Below are 20,817 nucleotides of genomic sequence, written 5' to 3' on the forward strand. Positions count from 1 at the left end.
GAGAAGGGGAGATTATATGAGTCATTATAAAGAAGAGAAAAAACGTGTAAATATAGTCATTGAAAAAGTAGATGAAGAACTGAAAGAGCTTGATGGCCGAGTTGGATCGGTGAAGTCTGAAATTGTTAGTATTAGAAAAAACTTTTGGGAAGATGTAAAAGTAAATATAGATAATATTAAAGAAGCGGTTGAAACGGCGGCGAGTATTAGGCAAGAGGCAGAGCTTCTCGCTGAAAGAGAACATACACATCGTCATACGAAAAATGAATATAACCTTTTAATGAAAATAAAAGAAACGCCGTATTTTGGCCGGATTGATTTTAAAGAAGATGATGAAGCGGATGCCGATGAAATGTATATCGGTATCGGCTCTTTTTATGATAAAGAAAATGATGAGTTTTTAGTATATGATTGGCGAGCACCTATTTCGAGTCTTTATTATGATTACACTTTAGGCAGGGCACAGTATAAAGCGCCAATAGGTACGATTTCAGGTGATTTGCTTTTAAAACGTCAATACATGATTCGAAACGGAACGATTCAAAGTATGTTTGATACAGGTGTGACGATAGGTGATGAATTATTACAAGAAGCACTGGGACGAAATGCAAGTGAACAAATGAAAAGCATTGTAACGACAATACAAAGAGAACAAAATCAAATTATTCGAAACGATAAAAGTGATGTGTTAATTGTGCAAGGAACTGCTGGGAGCGGGAAAACTTCAGCGGCACTGCAGCGCGTTGCTTATTTATTGTATCATTACCGCGGCACGGTTTATGCGGATCAAATGTTACTGTTTTCTCCGAATGAGTTGTTCAATAGTTATATTGCAAACGTTTTGCCAGAGCTTGGGGAAGAGAATATGCAACAAACGACGTTTCAAGCGTATGTGGAACATGTGATTGGAAAAAGCTTTACTGTAGAAGATTCATTTGCGCAGTTAGAATACGTATTAACGAAGAAGCATGAAAGTACGTATGAAACTAGAGTGAAGGGAATTCAATATAAATCCTCGGTTGAATTTATGGGACTACTTGAGAAATACGCGAAAAGTCTAGGGGAAAAAGGTTTACACTTTCATGATGTTACATGTAAAAGTGAAGTACTTATAAAAGCAAAATCCATATGTGATTATTTTTATAGTCTAGACATGTCTATTGCTATACCGAATCGAATGCAACTTACAATGGAATGGGTTCTTCGGAAGTTAAATGATTTTGAAAAGATAGAAGCGAAAAAAGATTGGGTGGAACGAGAAGTTCAGTATTTAAATAAAGAAGATTACAATCGCATATATGAAAAAATAGAGAAAGATAATCAATTTGATTATTATGAGAAAGAACATGAGTTATTAACGAAATATGTAGTGAAGAAACATTTTCGTTCGCTACGTAGAAAGGTGAAAAAATTTGCTTTTGTAAATCATCCTGCAATTTTTGAGCAGTTATTTGAAAGTAAGCAGAAAGATATTTTCGTACCAGATTGCTGGGAAGATATATGTAAGCAGACAGTGAAGCGTTTGAAGGATAAACAGCTAGCAAATGAAGATGTTACGCCGTATTTATTTTTAAAAGAATTACTTGAAGGTTTTAAAACGAATCATCTTGTGAAATTTGTATTCATCGATGAAGTGCAGGATTATACATCCTTTCAATTAGCATTTCTAAAACGACTATTTCCGAAGGCGAAATGGACATTACTTGGTGATCTCAATCAAAATATTTTCTCTCATGATTACAATAGAGAGAACAATTTTATCTCCGCATTATTTGCAAATCGTAAAGTAGAAACAGTCCAGCTTAACCGGAGTTATCGATCGACAAAACCAATCATTGAATTTACAAAGTGTATGATTCCAAATGGAAATGATATTGAAGCTTTTAACAGGGATGGTAAGAAGCCCGTTTATATAAAAGTAAGTGATGAACGAGAGCATGTAGAAAATATGATTTTTAAGGTGAAAGAGTTAGAAGAAAAAGGACATAAAACGATTGCAGTTATTTGTAAAACAAATGAAGAATGTATGAAAGTGATGGAGTTAATAGGGAATACATTACACGTCCATCTTATGAAAAAAGAGAATACAACTTATGAGAAAGGCGTTGTTGTTATTCCTGCTTATTTGGCGAAAGGGATAGAATTTGACGCTGTTATTATATTTGATGCTTCTCATGAAAGTTATTATAGGGAGTCTGAACGCAATTTATTTTACACAGCATGTACGAGGGCGATGCATGAATTATATGTATATTATGCCGGGGAGCTAACGGAATTTCTTACACATGTTCCAGAGGAATTATATATAAGGGAGAGATGTTAAATGGCGAATCAATATAATACTTTTCAAAATTGTAGTAAAGAAGTGTCAATGTTATTACCACTTCCGAAGTATGTAAAGTTAGTACGGGAGCATGAAGAATTACGTGACGGTGTACAAGTTTTCATCAAGCGCTATCAGGCGGAAGAGTTGTTACATTATGGCGGTGCTCATATTACAACCATTACTACTCAAAATGATAAGTGTTTATTAAGTTATACGAATATGATGCCGGTATACTCAAATAAACTGCCTCGTAAAGATGATGCTGAACAAATAGCAATGGATGTAATGGAAAAGGTTGATCAACAATATGCAAGTGGTTTAACTTTAATTCGTATAGAAAAACAAACGAGACAGTATAAAGGTGAAGGAGAAATTGTTACTTTTCCTGTTTTATGGGTGAAAATGATGCATGATAATGGGAGTTTTAACTGGGTGACAATTGGAGGCGACGGACAAATCATCGAATTTGAGCGTGAAGTACGCTGGGATTATATGATGAGTCGTCGTCAAACGGAAATGTGGTATTACGATGATTGGGTGTTGGCACGTATGGGAAAGGGTCCGCAGTTAATGCCGCCGTTTGCTTTAGTATAGAAAATATCTATTTAAATAATATTCACAAATATTAATAGGTTTGGTATGATTAATTTCGACAAGTTAATCGAGGCCGGAGATATTTGAGATAAGCCATAAATTTATTTAGGGATACAGAAGTGTCCTTTAAATAATTTATGGCTTTTTTTATTGATGAACTGTAATCAATAGGAAGTTACATGTGAATAGGGGGGATATGGAAAATAAATAGTATAGTAATAACATAGGGGAATTATATTTGTAAGATTGGAATTTTAATATAAACTTATAAAAATGATGAAAGTATATCTTCTATTTCGTGTAAATCTCATTAACTTGTTGAAATTTGCAGCGTAGGAAGGATTAGAAGGATGAGAAAAATTATTAGCGTGTTAGTTATCTTCTTTATGACGGGAAGTATCTTTGCTGGGGGAGCTGTTCATGCGAAAGCAGAAGGGAAGCATGAATGGAATACGAATAAGTTTTTAAATATTGCACATCGCGGAGCAAGTGGACATGCACCTGAGCATACTTTTGCTTCTTATGATCTTGTGAAAAAAATGAAAGCGGATTATTTGGAATTAGATATTCAGTTAACTAAGGACGGCCAGTTGATTGCAATGCATGATACAGCAGTTGATCGCACTACAAATGGAACAGGTGAAGTACGAGATAAAACATTAAGTGAAATAAAAAGCTTAGATGCAGGATCTTGGTTCAATAAAGCTTATCCAGAAAAGGCTAAGCAAGAGTACGTTGGTCAAAAGGTTCCGACTCTTGAAGAAATTTTCCAAAAGTACGGAAGAAGCATGAAGTATTACATTGAAACAAAATCACCAGATGTGTATCCAGGAATGGAAGAGAAATTATTAGCTTTATTAAAAAAATATAATTTAGTAGGTCAAAACATGTCTTCTAGCCGTGTTATGATTCAGTCATTTAGTAAAGATAGTTTAACAAAGATTCATAGTATGAATAAAAATATTCCGTTAGTTCAACTGCTTTGGTATTATCCAAATGAAAACAATGAGATTGTTGAATGGTCTGGCATTACACATGAACCGAAACGTGTAACAAATGAAGATTTTCAAGAAATTAAAAAGTATGCAGTTGGTATTGGACCGAACTTACGCAATGATAACGGAGAACTAATTATTGATGAGTCATATATGAAAATGGCTAGAAATAATGGTCTGTTAATTCACCCTTATACAATTAATGAGAAACCAGATATGAGATTGTTAATGAAATGGGGTGCTACAGGAATGTTTACAAATTATCCTGATCGATTACATAGTGTGTTAAAAGAAAAATAAATAGGAGAAAAGGTATACCGAGGTTTTGGTATACCTTTTTCTATTATGCTAGATTATAGTAGTAGGATACATATTCTTCTAAACCTTCAACCTCATTTTCAGGTGGCTCAATGCCGCCTTTTCTACCGTAGCAAATATTTCTCAAGTATTCTCCAAAAATCATAGAGCGGCTTTTCTCATTTTCCATCCAATTATATCTATTAATTATAAACTCACCATCGAAACTTGTATCAAATGTATATGGGATACAAGTAATAGTTTTAGGTAAATGTTTTTTTAATACTCTGTATTGCCGACCAGCGCCTAAGCTTTTGCAAACAAATAGTAGCTGATTAATCTTTGTAAAATCAAAAATCTTTTTCGCTTCTATTACATTAGCGATAGAATGGAGGGAGTTTTTCTCGAACATGATAGCATCTTTTGGTACGCCATGTTCAATTAATTTAGTTACAATTACTTCTGCATCTGACAAATCCCCGTAATTCCAGCTCGGATGTTTCATGCCATGCAAACTAGTACCACCTGTAACGATAATTTGATTTCCTAAACCTTGTCGGTAAGCTTCTAGAGGAGCTTGCCAATTGCCGGGATGAGAACCGCCGAAAACGAAAATAGCATCACATTTTTGTGTTGTTATTTCTTTTAGAAAAACGATTTCTGTAATTTGATCGATTTGTTTTTTCGTAAGAGTAGGGACATCAGGATATTTAGGTATTACCATTTGAAAACCTCCTATAAAGTAAAACGATAAATTCATTATATAGCGATTTTATTAAGTGGAAAAAGGGAAGCTTTTCATTTGAAAGTACCCCTTTTAAGATAACTCTCCAATAAACCAAATCTCTTTTTTATCGATTGCATCTTCATCATAAATGACTTCTAGAAAGTGCAACATTTGGGCAGTAGGGCAAATTGAAATTCCCCAAGTTTCCCAAAAATTAATTTCAATTGAAAGAGGGATCCATGTTTGAAATTCATTATTTCTATTGAAAAAAATTTGAAAGTAGTCATCGTTTTTAAATACGATAATTTGCGATCTCCATAAATTTTCTATAGAAATTATAGTAACAACTCGATATGTATGTGTATCACTTGGTTTTATTTTTATTAAATGATTTACTCGATCTATTAAGGTTTGTATACATAATCGTTTTACTTTTCTAGGTGTTTTATGAGACTCGATAAAAGCTTGAGAAACTGGTAAAGGCATATACCAATATTCATCGTTATAGAAAGTAGAAGGGAACGTTTTTGTATGTTCCTCAATGCGCTTAATCATAGTGTTTGTTTTTCGTTTCATACCACGTATTTTCTTTTCATGCATTGTGAGTCATCTCCATAAATTTTTGTAATGCAGCTGAGCGAAATATATCGTTTCTAGTAATGAAAGTAGTAGGAACTTTTTTGAAGCTATTGGGTAAAGGATTGAATGATACGTCATGTTCATGCCCCTTTAAAATTGATTTCATCATAATCGCTACGCCCATACTTGATTTTACACATGCAAGTATAGCTTCGATTGTCCCGAATTCTAAAACTCGTTTAGGTGAGATGTCTTCTTCTTGAAGCCAGTCTTCTAATAAACTTCTATAATAGCACCCGTGACTAAAAGCAAGTAAATTCATATCTTCTATGTCTGTAAGAGAGGACAAAGGTTTTTTACTAATAAGAACCAATTCTTCTTCATGAAATACAGTTGTATGGAGTTCAGCATGCTGAGTAGAGCCAGCTATAAACGCTCCGTCTAGTTTTCGCTCGAATACAAGCTTAATTAGTTGTTCAGTCGTATTTGTTTCTAAAATTAAATCGACTTTTGGGTATTTCTCATAGTAGGCCGTTAATATAGAGGGGAGCCTTACCGCAGTTGTAGATTCTGTACATCCGATTGTCAAAGTGCCTTTAGGATCAGTTCCATTACTTTGAACCGCTTTTATAGATTGATCCATTAAGTGGATAATTTGTTTGGCGTACGTTAATAAAATCTCACCGTTAGAAGTTAAAGTTACACCTTTTCCGTTACGGTAAAATAAAGGCACGCCTAATTCATTTTCTAGTTGTTTCATACGCATTGTTACGCCTGATTGTACGTAGTTCAAATTTTTCGCTGCGTGAGAAATATTATTTTCCTTCGCGACCTCGTAAAATACAGTTAAATCTTTTATGTCCACGTATCATCCCTCCGAAAAGGTATCAATTTTTTTGATGGATTATATGATGAATCTTTATTTTATATGATATCAGAACTTTCATACAATGGAAGGGGGGAGGGATTATTATGTTGATTGAAGAAAGGGTGAATCGTACTTATAAATGGGTTATGTTAATTGTTGCGACGATTGCTCAAACAACAGCGACACTTATAACGTATGGTGTCGGGGTTTTCGCTTTATTTTGGAAAGAAGAATATGCACTTACGAATACGGAGAGTGGATTGTTAGTAAGTGTTGTAAATGTTGGGCCGTTATTTTGTATGCTTTTTGTCGGTCGGCTACTTGATCAATATAATGAAAAAATATTAATTTCTATCAGTTCATTTTTGCTAGGGAGTTCACTTTTACTGACTAATATAGTAAATGGATTTAATGGGTTATTATTTGTACTTTTATTAATGGGCATGTTTTATAGTGTTTCCCAGCCAGGAGGAAGTAAAGTGATTTTAAAATGGTTCCCAAAAGAAAATCGTGGGTTAGCGATGGGGATAAGGCAAGCTGGTATACCGATTGGTGGCGCGTTAGCGGGAGTGCTAATCCCGTTTCTAACAATACAATATAATGTGACTTACGCGATCAATAGTATTGCATGCATTTGTATAATTGGAGGATTATTATTTTTTGTGTTTTATAAAGAGTCATATGTACAGGAGGAAGCAAGGAAAGAACATATTAAAATTTCTTTTTGGACGCAGCTAAAAGTAGTGATATGTAAAAAAGAGTTGTATCCAATATATATAACGGGTATTTGTATGATTTCATTGCAAATGGTGTTAGTTGGACACTTTATGAAATTTTTAGTAAAGGAACAATCTATCACATCTATTGTAGCCGGAACAGTATTTTCAGTTATGTTCTTTTCTGGAATGATTGGCCGTGTTATATTAGCGTCTATTAGTGATTTGTTTTATAATGGAAATCGGCGCACGCCATTATTTATAGCTGTCTGTGCTTCTATCGGCTTAATTCTATTGTTAGTAATGAGCATACATACAGTAACGAGTGGAGTATTGTATGGTGTAAGTGCATTGCTAGGTTTCTTTTCAATTGGATGGTTTAGTCTTTTTATAGCCGAAGTTGCTGAGTTGGCTAGGGAAGATTCTGTTGGGATAACAGTTAGTTTGGCACTTACATTCAATCAAATTGCTATTATTGTTGCACCTATTTTATTTGGTTATATTGTAGATAAGAAAGGGTATACGTATGCGTGGTTGTGTATAGTAGTATTACTATGTATCTCAGCAGTCAGTTTATATAGAAAAAACAAAAAATAAAAGAAAGTTAGCAATGTAAATTTTTTATGAAGAAAGTCTAAAGAAATGCCGAATGAGCGACATTTCTTTTTTATATGTTGTATAATTAAAATATAAATGAGATTCATTTTCAGTTACGTTCATTTTCTCTTTCGAAATTGCCTGTTACTTTAGCCATAATGAGTTGTTTTTCTGTATCATTATGTGCATGATTTATTTTGTATAAAAATTTGTTAGCGTCATTTCCTTTTAATATTATAATCTGTTTTATGTAATATTCAATTAAAACTATGTTATTTTTTGTTACCCTGTAATGAAATATCCTATCATTTAAGCGATTGCGTTTGTCAGTATTTTTCATCGTAACAACTCCGTTTCTTATCGTGTGTAACAAATGTTACATAAGATGTTGAAATTATAGTAGGGTGCATCCGATTGTAAGGTGGAAATTTTGCAAGAAAGAAATACAATAGAGAGTAGCTAAAAACTGAATATGAGAAAAAGGAATCTAGTTCATTTAGGTGAATAATAGGTAGTATTATAAAATATTTGAAAATAAAAAGATATAGAACAGAATGGATGTACGTTAAGTGAAACTATATAAAAGAGGGTTCCTATTATGCTAAAGAAATGGTTAATCGTTTTCTTTGTTTTTGCTATTTTTTGTGGGAGTGTCGTTGCACTAATACATGCAAATAAAGGTAAGAAATATGATATAAAGGCATTTTCTAATTTAAATAGTAAGCAAAAGGACGATATGCAAGAAGTTGATGCAACTGAGAAAAAACGCTATGAAGCTGTAGCTGGAAAACTAGATCAATATTTAAAAGATAAAGGATTTAATGGGAGCGTTCTTGTAGCTAGTAAAGATCATGTGATTTTACGAAAAGGTTATGGATATGCGAATGTGAAAGATAAAGTAGTAACAACGCCAAGAACGAAATATCGTATTGGTTCTATTACGAAAACGGTCGTTGCAATATCTATTATGCAGCTAAAAGAAAAAGGGAAATTAAACATTGAAGACAATGTAAATAAGTATATTCCATCGTTTCCAGCAGATAAAAACATTACGTTACGAAATCTATTAACACACACATCTGGCTTGCCAGATCAAGGACAAGGTAGGGTGGATGCAGGGTCACGTTTAAAGTTAGTAACGTGGATTGGAGCGCAAAAATTGCAATTTCCTGCAGGGACAGGCTGGAAATATACAGACTATAATTACATGGTGCTTGCATATATTGTAGAAAAAATTACGAATAAACCGCTCGCTGAATACGTCAAAGAAAATATTTTTACTTCTGCTGGCATGCATGAATCTGGAATGGGGGCGACTCTCCCAGAAGATATTTTTTTAGCAGAAGGTTATACGAGAAAAGATAATGAATTAATAGCTGCACCCCGCTTAAAAATGAACTGGTTGTATGGGTGTGGTGAAATGTATACAACTGTTGAAGATATGAAAAGATTAGATGAGGCAATAATGGATGGAAAGCTGTTATCTAAACAAAGTGTATTAGATATGTTTACGGCATCACCTGCAAGAAGATATGGATTTAGTTTCTATACGTATCCAGATTATTATCATAACCACGGCGTATTAGCGGGGTGGAATACTTTTAATAATTTTAACTGGGATAAAAAAACGTTTGTCATATTATTCTCTAACGTTCAAAATGGTATGAATGATGCATTTAATCAAGAGTTTAGGAAAATGGCGAATGATTTAATAGAAGGAAAATAATAATTTGAAAATCGGTATTGATATGTAATTATCAATACCGATTTTTTTGTTTGGAGATGTTAAGTTTGCTGAAGAAGTAATGATGAAAGGGGAATATTAGAATAACTTTGTATAGAAAGTTAAATGATATGGATGTTAAATATAGGAAAGTTGCTGTGTGAAGTTCATCTATACGTAATGAATTTATGCGGAAAAATAATTGGTAAATTTTACATCGGTAAAAAAGCTTGAGCTTCACACTATGTGAAGCTTTACATTATTGAAGTAACAAACAGGAGGTTAGAAAAATGAAAAAAGCAATAAAGTTTTGTTTAATAGCTACACTCTCTACAGCGATTGTTAGTGGATGCTCTTTTGAGGGGAACAATGAAAATGCTAAGGGGAAAGAAGGAGAAAAAGTAGAGATACAGAAAACCGTCGGAAAATATACGATGCCAGATGAAAAAGATAAACATGAAGGTACATGGCTGCAATGGCCTCATGAATACACATATGGTGAAGAGTATAAGCAGGAAGTTGAACCGATTTGGGTTAAGATGGCAAGTGCTTTAACTGAGGGGGAAAAAGTCCACATTGTTGCATACGACGAGGAGGAGAAAGAGCGAATCAATAAACTTTTAATAGATAAAGGACTGAATATGGATAAAATTGATTTCTTTATCGCTCCTACTGATGATGTATGGGCACGAGATAGTGGACCAATCTTTGTTTATGACAATAATAAAAATTTGAAAATATTAGACCCAGCATTTAATGGGTGGGGAAAGAAAACGCCGTACAAAAATGATGCTCGTATACGTGAAAATGTGAGTAAACAATCAGGAATTGAAAGAATTGATTGGGGGAAATTTGTCCTTGAGGGCGGCGCAATTGAATTAGACAGCAATGGGACTGCTTTATTAACTCGAAGTGCGGTAACGAACAAAAATAGAAATCCTAATTTATCAGAAAAGGAAATTGAAAAATATATAAGTGACCTGGGTGTGACAAACTTTATTTGGTTAGACGGAGTGCCTAATTTAGATATTACTGATTTTCATATTGATGGGTTTGCTAAATTCCATAATAAATCTACCATTGTAACGATGAAAGAAGATGACCTAGCCGAATGGGGTTTATCTAATAAAGATATGGATACATTGTTAGATGCAAAAAATGCTTTAGGAAAAAATATAAGTATGAATACTTACCGCTTAGTAAAGAAAAGGTTGTATTAGAAAATGGACAAACTCTCGATTATAAGGGATCATATATCAATTATTATATTGGAAATACAGTAGTGTTGGTGCCTAATTATAATGATCCGAATGATAAAATCGCAAACGATACGATTCAGAAATTATATCCAGATCGTAAAGTAGTCGGTATTGATGTGAGAGAGCTTTATAAAAATGGCGGTATGATTCATTGTGTGACACAACAACAACCGATTGCATTGAAGTAATAGATTGGAATTTCGTTGTGCTGCTATATAGACAAAATAGGTGAAATATTATCTTTGCCTATTTTGTCATGTTTTATTTTTTGCAAAAAGGGAGTAACGGTATTGAAAGAGATAATCTTAACTAGCTTCATAATGATAGGGATTATGATTCTATTATTAAATTTCATACTTTCATATGAATTCTTAATATTGTATTTTAAAATCCTGTCAATAGTCGATCTTTCGCTTAACTAAGGTTTTGTATATATAATATTTCACCGTACTATATCCACCCAAGAAATGTTGAGGAAGAGTGGGCTACTTAATTACTATAAAAAAGCGAGGGAAAGAAAATGGAACAAAAACAAAAGGGAATTATTTTTACTGCGATACCAGATGAATCAAATGAATATTATGAACCGTTTTATGAAGAAATTATTTATTTTAATGAAAATTTAAATAAAAAAAAGGGAGCTACAGATCAATTTATTTCTTTATCTGTTGAAGAACAAGACTTTTATACAAGCTTTTTTGAATATAATGATATTTGGCTAAGAGATGTAGCGCCAGTTGTAAAGAATCATCTTGTTAAATTTAAATATCGACCAAATTATTTGCCAGGTGATCAAGGGAGATATTTAGATCAACATTTTAATAAATGGTTGAAAAAGAACGACTTTGAATATGTGAAGTCCCCGTTAATATTAGATGGTGGTAATCTGATTTGGAATAAAAAAGATACCATTATAGTAACAGAACGCATATTTGATGATAATGATGATTGGACAGAAGAGGAAATTATTGAGCAATTAGAGTGGGATTTAGATGTAAGCCGGGTTATTATTATTCCTGCTGAAGAAGGAGATGTACTGGCACACGCAGACGGAATGGTTAAATTTATTGATGAACATACGATGTTTATTAGTGATTTTTTAGGGGATCATGAATTTAGATATCATGTTCAAGAGATTATTCAAGAGCAAATGCCAGAAGCTGAATTTATAGTTGTTCCTTCCTCATATACAGAGAAAGGGCAATATGATCAAGAAATAGCGTCGGCAAAAGGATTATATATAAATATGTTGGAAACATGTGATGCTCTTTACGTCCCTAAGTTTGGGCTTGCCAAAGATAGAGAAGTTTTATGATATATTCAACAACATACAGAGAAACAAGTTATTCAAATTCATGTAGGAGAAATATCGACCATGGGAGGCGCAATGAATTGTTTAACGTGGTATTGTCCGAGTCATTTGTTACCTTCAAAGATGAAAAAATTGAACAATCAGAATGAAAGTTCTTCAATTAGAAAGTTTTTAGATTGGTTTTAATAATAAAGTTTACAAAAGAAAATGTATTCAAGGGGTATGTATATGTATACAATTACTGAATTTTCTCGGATTTGTAAAATGAGTACACGGATGCTAAGGCATTATGATAAAGAGGAAATATTGAAACCGGCATATGTAAATCCGGTAAATGGATATAGATTTTATGAGCAAGGGCAGCTAGAGATAGCACTGAAAATTAAAAAGCTGAGGGAGTACAAGTTTCCTTTGCCGAAAATTAAAGTAATACTGCAGTCATCAGATCAAGAGTCATTCATTCACCATATGCAGGCGCAAATTATCGAGTTGTCTCATGAGGTGAAACAAAATTTACAAGTTATTTCTGAAATGAATGAGATGGTAAATATGAATACGGCTTTAAATATTGCTCGTCATAGAAGTTACAATATATTAATTGGGATGAGAAATGAAATAACAGTAATTGCTCAAAGGTTACAAATAGATATAGATTATATGGATGATTATTTTTATGATTTATATGAAGAAGTACAAAAAAGTAGTTTGCAAATAGTAGGCTCTCCTTCTACAGTTTTTTATGATGAAGAGTTTATGCCGGGTCACAGTGATATTGAATTACGAATTCCGATTATGGATGGTGACGATAAAAATGAATTGCAAGGATGCGAAATAAAAAAGATACATCAACATCAAATTGTTACTACTTTGCATTATGGTAGTTATGACTATATAGGTTATGCTTATATGGCATTAGAAGAGTGGGTGGAAAAGAACGGTTATACAATAGATGGTCATCCATATGAAGTTTATATAAAGGGACCCGAATGTGATTGTTTAGTAGAAGAGTATGTGACACAAATTTGTTTTTTAGTTACGAAAATAGCATGAGGATAAAGTGATTCAAATGAGAAAGCATGCAGAGCATATACTCTGCATGCTTTTTATAATGCTGAAAATTCTTCAACAAGTTCACTAAAACGATTTAATGCGCTTTCAATCGGTTCTGGCGTAGTTAAATCAACACCAGCTTTTTTCAATAAGTTTAATGGGTAGTCTGAACTTCCGCCTTTAAGGAATTCAATATAATGTTTTTGAGCATTTGGATCGCCGCTCAATAACTTATCGGCAATTTGGATTGCAGAAGCGAATCCAGTTGCATATTTGTACACGTAAAATGGACGATAGAAATGCGGTATTCTAGCCCATCCGTATTTTACTTCTTCGTCAAATACGAGGGAGTCGCCATTATATTCTCTAAACAAGTTTTCGTAAACCTCGCTAAAGGTTTGGGCATTTAATGGTTTACCTTGCTGTGCCATTTCATGTGTGATTTTTTCAAACTCAGCGAACATGATTTGTGTAAAGAAAGTGCCTTTAAATTTGTCGATGAAGTGATTTACTAAATGGTTACGTACATCAGCATCTTTTGCTTCTTTTAATAAATGATGAATTAATAGCACTTCATTTACTGTAGAAGCGACTTCTGCGACGAAAATAGTATAGTGTGCAGAAATTCTTGGTTGGTATCCGTGTGAATAGTGCGTATGCATACCGTGCCCGCATTCATGAGTAAGAGTGAAAAGGCTATTTAAATCATCGTGATGATTTAAAAGAATGAATGGATGAACGCCGTATACACCAAAGTTATAAGCCCCGGAACGTTTTCCTGGCGTTTCTCTCACATCGATATAACGTTTATCTTTAAAGCTCTTTAATGTTTCAATATATTCTTCACCTAAAGGGGCTAGTGATTCAATCATGATGTCAAACGCTCTATCGTATGGAATGTCCTGTTTTACACCAGATACTAAATCAACACTTAAATCGTACTGGCGTAGTTCATCTACATTTAATTTTTCTTTTCGAAGTTTATTATAAGTATGTAAAGAATGAATGTTTTTTTTCGTTGTATCAATTAGGTTTTCATATACTTCTTTCGGAACCATATCGCCAAATAATGATTTTTCTAAAGCTGATGGATAGTTTCTTAGCTTAGAAACAGTAACATTATTTTTAATAGCTGCAGATAAAGTAGAAGCGATAGAATTCTTTAATTGAACGTATGGTTTGTAATAAGCTTTATAGGCTTCTTTACGTTTTTCACGGTTCTCATCTTCTATTAACTTTGCATACATTCCTCTTGTTAAAGTAACTTTTTCTCCATCATTAGTAGTCACTTCACCAAATAGTATATCTGCATTATTTAACATGCCATATGTATGTTGCGGAGAGGAGAGCGCTTCGCCCATTTGTGATAAAATCTCTTCTTGGTCTTTATTCAATACGTGTTTTTTATAACGATATAATTCAAATAAGTCTTCTTTATAATATTGTAAGCCCTCTGCTTCTTCTATGTAAGATTGTAATGTGTTTTCATCTACGCTAAGTAAGAATGGAGAAAAGAAAGATTTAGCTGCACTTACTTTCACTTGTAATTGTGTTACTTTATCGACAAGAGATTGAGCGTCAGTATCGCGTGTATCAAGATCAGATTGTAATCGTGCATAAGCGAACATTAAAGTTATTATGCTAGAAATTTCTTCACTCTTTGTTAAATAGGCTAATAAACTATTGCCATCGTGAATATTTCCATTAAACTCGTGTAATTCTTTCGTTAATATTTCAATTTTATGAAAATCGCTTTCCAAATCTTCAATGGTATCGTAAATATCCGTTAAATCCCATTTTTCTTTATCCGCTACTTGTAGTCGATCTTTAAGTTCTGTCATAATCATTTCCTTTCTAAATATGTAGTTATATTCCTATATAACTATGAAATACAACAAATTGCAAAAAATCCCTGCTGAAAATTGAAAAGCCTTGCTAAAATGGCAAGGCTTAAAAAATTATAATGTAATTCCGAATTTTGCATGTAAAAGATTTTTATATTGCACATCTGTAATTTTTTCTTTCATTTTTTTACCGTTTTTCGCTATTGTGAGACTATCCTTTGTTAAAGATGCATGCCCATCTTCAGTTAGTTTTACAATGAGAGGTACTTTGTTAAATGGTGAGTCCTCATGTTCAACGATAATTTTTTGTGCTGCATTTGCTTTTTCTTCATCCACTTCTTCTATATAAAATGCATAGCCTAACGTCCAATCATCAGTAGAAGATTGATCCAAAAACTCATTGTTTTTACGCATCTCTAACATGTAGTTTCCTTTTTCGGTCATTTCTTTACGAATACGATAATCTCCTGTAATGGAGTGAATGACTTCACCTGAGAAAGGAACAGGTGCAAGAGGTAAGTATGATCCGAATCCAACTTCAATTAGATAAAGCTCATTATGATGTTTTAAAACGGTTGCGATATGGCCAGAATCAACAGCCCATATGGAGTTTGCAGCGTTATACACTGTTCCTGAAACGAGATGAACATCAAATCCAGCGTCTTTAAGGAAGTAATACATAGTAGGATTGAGTTCATAACAAAGACCGCCGCGGTTGTTTACTAAAATTTTTTCTTTCAGATTGTCTTTAGATATTTGCGTAAAGTTGTTTTCGAGAATATTTAAGTTTTCAAAAGGGACAGTTTGTGCCATTGCGTACATAATGTTAGGTAAATCTTCAAATGAAACTTTGTCTTTTTTTTTCTATATGTAATCGTGCGAAAAATTGTTTTTGAAAGTCTGTCATGGAAATCCCTCCGTTAAACGATTTATATATATTGTATCTAATATTGCAAGAGGAAACATCTGCATATGTGCGTACGACTAAAGTATGACACCTTTACTTCTTGCTATACATATAGTATGATGATTTCAGTAAATTAGATTTCAATGACCATAATATAAAATAATGAGAGGTGCTTTTTGTGAGTGCGGTAGGTACTAAATAGGAAAAATTGAATGAAATAAATCGGATAAGAACAGGGGATTTTTATGTATACCATACCCCTAATTTTGTCATGGATTTATTTCGATACCTATGAAGATACCTACAATACTTTATAAAGCGTGTAATAAGGGGATTTCCATCCGTTTTTTTATGGTTTATTTCCCCATATGTTATTACTCATGCCTTGTAAATGTAAAAGCTGCGGTATCCCCGCAGCTTTTTTGTGTATATTTTTAATGTTTAAAAATGGTAATTGAATCATGTAGAACTCATTGAAATCTAATGAGTAGGTATCTTCATTTATGATAGAAATCAATCATAGTGAGGAGAAACAAAATGAATACGATGACTTTTGAAAAGTTACAATATAACGAATTAAAGGATATAGTGAAATCTTATTGTGTAAGTGGATTAGGAAAAGAATTAATAAATAAATTAGAGCCGAGTACGAGTATAAAAGTAGTAAGGAATCGATTAAATGAAACGACAGAAGCACGAGCTATATTAGATGCAGAAGGGCATGTGCCTTTTTTCGGTATTTCAAATATTGCTAGTACAATTCAAAAATTAGAAAAAGGGATGATTTTAGATCCAGAAGAATTAGTAAGTGTTTCAGACTTTTTACGTGGATGTAGAAAGATTAAAAAGTTTATGTTAGATAAAGAATTTTTTGCGCCAGTATTAGCTTCTTATGCAAATTCAATGACTGAATTTAAAAGTATTGAAGAGGAAATTAATTTTTCAATAAAAGGTAATAGTATTGATTCTGCCGCTAGTAAAGAGTTAAAACGAATTCGAAATAACATTGATTCGGTAGATGGGAAAATAAAAGAACGTTTAACGAAGTTTTTAAATAGTAGTGCAAATAAGAAGTATATTCAAGAATTCTTTATTAGTAAAAAGGACGATAGGTACACGATTCCGATTAAATCTTCTTATAAAAATCAAGTTGCGGGAAGTATAGTTGAAGCGTCCGCTAAAGGTTCTACTGTATTTATAGAACCGCATACGGTTACAAAGTTAAATGTGGAACTCGCAAGTTTGAAAGCAGAAGAAGCGATGGAAGAATATCAAATTTTAGCGACTTTATCAGGAATGGTAGTAGAAAATATTTATCATATAAAAATTAATATGGAATTGATTAGTCAGTATGATATGGTGTTTGCGAAAGCGAAGTTTAGTAAATCAATCGATGGAATAGAGCCGAAGTTAAATGATCATGGCTACGTTCATTTAGTAAATTGTAAGCATCCGCTTTTAAGTGGAAAAGTAGTACCATTAAACTTTGAAATCGGTCAAAACTATCGTAGTTTAATTATTACAGGGCCGAATGCGGGCGGGAAGACAATTGTATTAAAGACGATTGGATTGTTAACATTAGCGACAATGTCAGGTTTGCATATTGCCGGAGATAAAGAAACAGAAATTGCTATTTTTGAAAATGTATTTGTAGATATTGGTGATAATCAAAGTATCGAAAATGCATTAAGTACATTTTCATCACATATGAAAAATTTATCTGAGATTATGAGGATGTCAAATAATAATACGTTGCTACTATTTGATGAAATAGGAAGCGGGACTGAACCGAATGAAGGAGCAGCACTTGCAATTTCTATTTTAGAGGAGTTTTATCTTGCTGGATGTATTACAGTTGCGAGTACGCATTACGGTGAAATTAAACGTTTCTCAGAAATGCATGATGATTTCATGAACGCAGCAATGCAATTTAATAGTGAGACACTAGAACCGCTTTATAAATTAGTAATCGGTAAATCAGGTGAAAGTAATGCGCTTTGGATTGCAAATAAAATGAACGTAAGAGAACATGTACTGAAAAGAGCGAAAGAGTACATGGGAAATAAAGAATATGCATTAGAAAAAGTGAATGAAAGTAAAATTAGAAAACCGAAATTCGTGCAAGAAAAAAGAGAAAATCACTACGAGTACAAAATCGGTGATCGTGTAAATTTATTAGATTACGATGATTTTGGTATTATCTATAAGGAAATAGATAATTTCTATAATGTTGTTGTATATTATAACGGCGACTTTGTTGAAGTGAATGTAAAACGTATTACGTTAGAAGGAGCGGCAAAAGAATTATACCCAGAGGGATACGATTTAAATACACTATTTGTCGATTATAAAGAAAGAAAAATGCAGCACGACATTGAGCGTGGATCGAAAAAAGCGCTTCGTAAAATCCAAAAAGAAATAAGGAAGAATAGAGGATAAATTAAAATGGTAACGATTAGACAAGAACAACAAACTGATTATAGAAAAACGGAAGAAGTTGTACAACAAGCATTTTTGAATGAAGAATTTAGTGATAAAAAGGAACATGAACTTGTAAAGCGTATTAGAGAATGTGACGCGTTTATTCCTGAGTTATCTATCGTTGCGGTAGACGAAGAAATAGTCGGGCATATTATGTTATCTAAAATTACGATAGAACAAGATGGAGCTTCTGTAGATTCATTAGCGCTTGCACCAGTATCAGTTGCCAGGGGCTATCAGAAAAAAGGAATTGGTGGAAAGCTTATAGTAGCTGCGTTAGAAAAAGCGAAAGAACTTGGATACGGATCAGTTGTAGTATTAGGACATTCAGAGTACTATCCGAAATTTGGTTTTAAGAAAGCAAGTGAGTGGAATATAAAAGCACCATTTGAAGTGCCAGATGAAGCGTTTATGGCGGTTGAGCTAAGTGAGAACGCTCTGCAAGGTATAGAAGGAGTTGTGCAATATTCGAGTGCATTTGCTGAGTAGGAGTATTGTTTAAAAAAAATGTAATCATAAAAGATGCTATCTTTTTGTAGGGATATACAGAAAGATAGCTTTTTTATTAAACAAATGCACTTACGTATATTTTGCTCAATGAATAATTAAGATGGTAAAATTGATATAGAAATGTAAAGGGAGAGAATTGAATGAAGAAGCGAGAAACAAATAGCAATGAGAATGTAGTTACGTTATATGTTACAAGACATGGTAAAACAATATTAAATACGAACCATCGCGCGCAAGGTTGGGCAGACTCTCCGTTAGTAGAAAAAGGTGTGGAAGTTGCCACGAATTTAGGAATGGGATTAAAAGATGTTCATTTTATGAATGCGTATAGTAGTGATAGCGGCCGAGCGATTGAAACTGCTAATTTAGTATTAAAATATAGTGAGCAATCAAAATTGAAACTTGAGCAAAGGAAAAATTTACGAGAATTAAATTTCGGTATTTTTGAAGGTGAAAAGCTTGAAAATATGTGGGATGTGGTTGGAAAAGCTGCGGGCGTTGCATCACCAGAAGAACTTATGAAGTTTTCTATTCAAGAAGTAATTAATCTTATTAGAGCAGCAGACCCTACGAAACAGGCGGAAGATTGGGAATTATTTTCTACTCGTATAAAAGCAGAGATAGATAAAATTAGTGAAGAAGCTGCTAAAGATGGTGGCGGTAACGTTTTAGTTGTTGTTCATGGGTTGTTGATTACTACCTTAATAGAAATGTTAGACAGTAGTAAAACAAAACTTGGAGTGGAAAATGCTAGTGTAACGAAGATTGTATATCAAGATGGAACATACACAGTCGAGTCGGTTGGAGATATGAGTTATGTTGCAAAAGGGACAGAAAGTGTGGAAATATAAAGTGAAACTTTAATCAGTGGGGGGCTTACTGCCCATTAAAGCGGGATAAAAATAAGAAAAGGAAGATAGAGAAATCTAGCTTCCTTTTTTTACTGGAACGATTATGGGATTAATAAAATCTTCCCTGTACTTTTTCTGCTCTCTAATAATTCATGTGCACGGGCACCGTCTTGTAAAGAGAATGTAGTAGGGCTCGCAATGTTTAATTTTCCACTTGCGATCCAATCAAATAATTGAGTAGAGCGTTTTTTTCGTTCTTCAAAAGTAGTAAGCACATTCCAAAGGTCTCCGCCAGTTAAAGTTTTTGAAGTATCCATAAGCATACGCGGATCAACTGGCGCAGGATTACCACCGGCCATTCCGTAAAATACGACAGTGCCACCAGTTTTAGTAGCGCTAAAACTTTCCTCTAATGTAGAACCTACTGATTCATATACAACATTTACTCCAGTGCCGTTTGTTATTTCAAGTACTTTCGCAGGCCATGCTTCCGTATATAAAAATACGTGGTCAGCACCAGCTAATGTAGCTATTTGTGCTTTTTCTTTTGATGACGTGAGGCCGATTACCTTTCCGCCTAGTAGTTTAATGATTTGAATAAGAAGTTGTCCAACACCACCAGCTGCGGCATGGACTAAAGCTGTATCACCTTGTTTTATTTGATAGCTATCTTTAGTTAAATAATGTGCCGTTAGACCTTGTAATAAGACAGAAGCGGCTGTTTCAAAAGAAATAGAATCTGGAAGCGGGATTGCTTTTTTTGATGGAACGGCAACTAATTCTGCATTTGCAAATGGAACGTCAGCAAATGCAATGCGGTCTCCAGGATTAATATTCGTAACGTCAGCTCCTACTTTTTCAACAATACCAGCGCCTTCATAACCTAATATATAAGGTGGGTTGCCAGCGAGATGATAATCACCGCGGCGTCTATAAATATCGGCGAAATTTAAACCGATTGCTTTCGTGCGGACAAGAATTTCATTTGGATTTATGATTGGATCATTTAGTTCTTTATATTGTAGTACATCCGGATTTCCAAACTGTTCGAAACAAAGTGCTTTCATATGGAATACCTCCATTATATTGTTTGTCGATGCTCTTTATCATACAATATAAATATCAATAGACAAAGAGGATTATTTCGATGAAATCAATCGAGAATTACGATTGAAAAGAGG

Annotated in this window: 15 protein-coding genes and 3 pseudogenes; 11 read left to right on the forward strand and 7 right to left on the reverse strand. The window is 33.5% G+C overall.

Annotated elements, in window-relative coordinates; genetic code table 11:
* The first annotated feature begins 16 nt into the window (after window positions 1–16).
* The 3 genes from helD (at window position 17) to MR083_RS10800 (ending at window position 4,215) form a co-directional block, all read left to right on the forward strand.
* On the forward strand, window positions 17–2,323 hold the full coding sequence (helD, locus tag MR083_RS10790) for an RNA polymerase recycling motor HelD (protein ID WP_000020212.1): 2,307 nt from the start codon (window positions 17–19) through the stop codon (window positions 2,321–2,323).
* Entirely contained in the window at window positions 2,324–2,920 is a 597-nt protein-coding gene (locus MR083_RS10795; RefSeq protein ID WP_000013356.1) for a hypothetical protein, read from the forward strand.
* A 350-nt stretch (window positions 2,921–3,270) separates the two neighbouring features.
* Window positions 3,271–4,215 (forward strand): glycerophosphodiester phosphodiesterase, encoded by a 945-nt coding sequence (locus tag MR083_RS10800; RefSeq protein WP_001226336.1) that lies wholly within the window; start codon window positions 3,271–3,273, stop codon window positions 4,213–4,215.
* Between the two features lie 43 nt (window positions 4,216–4,258).
* Here MR083_RS10800 and MR083_RS10805 read toward each other — a convergent pair whose 3' ends face one another.
* The 3 genes from MR083_RS10805 to MR083_RS10815 all read right to left on the reverse strand — a co-directional run bounded on the left by MR083_RS10805 (window position 4,259) and on the right by MR083_RS10815 (window position 6,383).
* Entirely contained in the window at window positions 4,259–4,936 is a 678-nt protein-coding gene (locus MR083_RS10805; protein WP_242269222.1) for a YdcF family protein, read from the reverse strand.
* Between the two features lie 93 nt (window positions 4,937–5,029).
* Entirely contained in the window at window positions 5,030–5,539 is a 510-nt protein-coding gene (locus MR083_RS10810) for a DUF3916 domain-containing protein (RefSeq protein ID WP_000544604.1), read from the reverse strand.
* Window positions 5,532–6,383 (reverse strand): LysR family transcriptional regulator, encoded by an 852-nt coding sequence (locus MR083_RS10815; RefSeq protein WP_000351705.1) that lies wholly within the window; start codon window positions 6,381–6,383, stop codon window positions 5,532–5,534. Before MR083_RS10815 ends, MR083_RS10810 begins: the two co-directional genes overlap by 8 nt.
* 107 nt (window positions 6,384–6,490) lie before the next feature.
* Here MR083_RS10815 and MR083_RS10820 point away from each other — a divergent pair, with 107 nt between their 5' ends.
* Window positions 6,491–7,699, forward strand: a complete 1,209-nt coding sequence (locus tag MR083_RS10820) for an MFS transporter (RefSeq protein WP_000904348.1) — start codon at window positions 6,491–6,493, stop codon at window positions 7,697–7,699.
* A 109-nt stretch (window positions 7,700–7,808) separates the two neighbouring features.
* On the opposite strand, the gene MR083_RS10825 is transcribed toward MR083_RS10820, so the two are convergent.
* Complete coding sequence (locus tag MR083_RS10825) at window positions 7,809–8,039, reverse strand: hypothetical protein (protein WP_242269224.1); 231 nt, start codon at window positions 8,037–8,039, stop codon at window positions 7,809–7,811.
* A gap of 258 nt (window positions 8,040–8,297) precedes the next feature.
* Between MR083_RS10825 and MR083_RS10830 the strand changes: the two genes are divergently transcribed.
* The 4 genes and pseudogenes from MR083_RS10830 to MR083_RS10845 all read left to right on the forward strand — a co-directional run bounded on the left by MR083_RS10830 (window position 8,298) and on the right by MR083_RS10845 (window position 13,043).
* Window positions 8,298–9,425 (forward strand): serine hydrolase domain-containing protein, encoded by a 1,128-nt coding sequence (locus MR083_RS10830; protein WP_016718158.1) that lies wholly within the window; start codon window positions 8,298–8,300, stop codon window positions 9,423–9,425.
* 287 nt (window positions 9,426–9,712) lie between these two features.
* Window positions 9,713–10,869, forward strand: a pseudogene (locus MR083_RS10835) (agmatine deiminase family protein).
* Window positions 10,870–11,201: 332 nt separating this feature from the next.
* Window positions 11,202–12,179 (forward strand): annotated as a pseudogene (locus MR083_RS10840) (agmatine deiminase family protein).
* Between the two features lie 42 nt (window positions 12,180–12,221).
* Window positions 12,222–13,043, forward strand: a complete 822-nt coding sequence (locus tag MR083_RS10845) for a MerR family transcriptional regulator (protein ID WP_242269225.1) — start codon at window positions 12,222–12,224, stop codon at window positions 13,041–13,043.
* 53 nt (window positions 13,044–13,096) lie between these two features.
* Here MR083_RS10845 and pepF read toward each other — a convergent pair whose 3' ends face one another.
* Together pepF and MR083_RS10855 are read right to left on the reverse strand one after the other, a co-directional pair.
* A complete protein-coding gene (pepF, locus tag MR083_RS10850; RefSeq protein WP_242269227.1) occupies window positions 13,097–14,884 on the reverse strand; it encodes an oligoendopeptidase F in 1,788 nt (595 codons plus the stop codon).
* Window positions 14,885–15,001: 117 nt separating this feature from the next.
* Window positions 15,002–15,794, reverse strand: a pseudogene (locus tag MR083_RS10855) (arylamine N-acetyltransferase family protein).
* A 537-nt stretch (window positions 15,795–16,331) separates the two neighbouring features.
* On the opposite strand from MR083_RS10855, the gene MR083_RS10860 reads away from it, so the two are divergent.
* The 3 genes from MR083_RS10860 to MR083_RS10870 all read left to right on the forward strand — a co-directional run bounded on the left by MR083_RS10860 (window position 16,332) and on the right by MR083_RS10870 (window position 19,636).
* A complete protein-coding gene (locus tag MR083_RS10860; protein ID WP_242269229.1) occupies window positions 16,332–18,233 on the forward strand; it encodes an endonuclease MutS2 in 1,902 nt (633 codons plus the stop codon).
* Window positions 18,234–18,239: 6 nt separating this feature from the next.
* Window positions 18,240–18,764 carry a GNAT family N-acetyltransferase gene (locus MR083_RS10865; RefSeq protein ID WP_000256491.1) on the forward strand — a complete coding sequence of 175 codons (525 nt, stop codon included), beginning with the start codon at window positions 18,240–18,242 and terminating at the stop codon, window positions 18,762–18,764.
* A 161-nt stretch (window positions 18,765–18,925) separates the two neighbouring features.
* The gene (locus MR083_RS10870; protein ID WP_000745512.1) at window positions 18,926–19,636 is read left to right on the forward strand and encodes a histidine phosphatase family protein; all 711 of its coding nucleotides are present in this window, start codon (window positions 18,926–18,928) and stop codon (window positions 19,634–19,636) included.
* 101 nt (window positions 19,637–19,737) lie between these two features.
* Here the strand turns inward: MR083_RS10870 and MR083_RS10875 are convergent, their stop codons facing one another.
* On the reverse strand, window positions 19,738–20,703 hold the full coding sequence (locus MR083_RS10875; RefSeq protein WP_229136000.1) for a quinone oxidoreductase family protein: 966 nt from the start codon (window positions 20,701–20,703) through the stop codon (window positions 19,738–19,740).
* Between the last annotated feature and the right edge of the window lie 114 nt (window positions 20,704–20,817).

This window comes from Bacillus cereus group sp. BfR-BA-01408, from assembly GCF_022663305.1.
GTDB lineage: Bacteria > Bacillota > Bacilli > Bacillales > Bacillaceae_G > Bacillus_A > Bacillus_A pacificus.